General features: G+C 68.1%; 2 protein-coding genes. Both read right to left on the reverse strand.

Going from position 1 to position 978, the window contains the following annotated elements; translation table 11 throughout:
- On the reverse strand, nucleotides 1-444 hold a 444-nt coding region (locus AC2JF9_RS07960; RefSeq protein ID WP_500726730.1), incomplete at its 3' end, for a hypothetical protein.
- A partial coding sequence (locus AC2JF9_RS07965) for a hypothetical protein (RefSeq protein WP_500726732.1) occupies nucleotides 441-978 on the reverse strand: 538 nt, incomplete at its 5' end. The genes AC2JF9_RS07960 and AC2JF9_RS07965, both read right to left, overlap by 4 nt.

Here is a 978-nt window from a genome sequence, read left to right on the forward strand (position 1 = left end):
CGTCTGGGCCGCGATTCGGACCACGGGAGGCTGCTCCGGGCCGGCATCGTAATAGGCGGCGAAATGGGTGAAACTGGTGCTTAGCAGGAATTTCGGCGAGCCGCCTCCGTTAAGGGCGTAGGCAGGGCCTGGCGCGCGTGCCACCGCAGCAGCGATTGTCTCGTGGAGGAGATCGGGCGCCGGCCCCACCCAGCGGGAGCCAGCCAGATGCGCCGCTTCGCGGCCGCTGATCGTCAGGATCCTCTCACCCTCCGCACCGGAAGGCAGGATGGGCCGGGCGATTCTAACAGGAAGCTCTCCGGCAGGCGCCGCTTGTGCCGGCGGAATGTCGCCGCCGAGCCGATAGAGCACAGCCTTGTCGCCACCGCCGAGAAGGCTTCCGCAGGCCGATAGAGACAAAAGCGCGCATGATGCGCAGAGCAGGCGTTTGCCGACTGGAGTCATCGAGGTATCTCCCTTTCACGCGAGGCGGGCCGGCTGATCAGCTCCCGCGGGCTCTGGCGGATCTCGCGGGTCAGCGTCTCCAGCGAGCGCGCCGCGGCGTCGATCGATTCGAGCGTTTCCCCGATCCCCGTACCTTGATCACCCGCCAGCGTTCCAGCAGCCACATTGATCTTGCCGATCGCCTCGCGCGCCTCGCCGACGGTTCCGCGCAGGTCCTGTGCGGCCTGCGACATGTCGGAGAAGGCACGGCGGCCATCACCGTCGATGGCGGCCTCGGCGGATTCAGCGGCGCTCTCGAGGTCTCGCGCGGCGCGGTCGAGGCGGTCGAACATGCTTTCCGCGCGGGCGAACATCGCACGGCGCGAGCGGAGTTCGGCGGTGGTCGCGCGCACGTCGGCGATCGCCAGAGAGACATTGGCGATGTTGTCATCGGAAAGGGTGCTGTTGATGCGCCGAAGGGCCTCTGAGGCGCGCGCCACCAGCTCGCCGCCGCCTTCAAGCAGCGCCTGCATCGAGCTGTCCTCGGCGCGAATG

The organism is Lactobacillus sp. C449L, assembly GCF_059900815.1.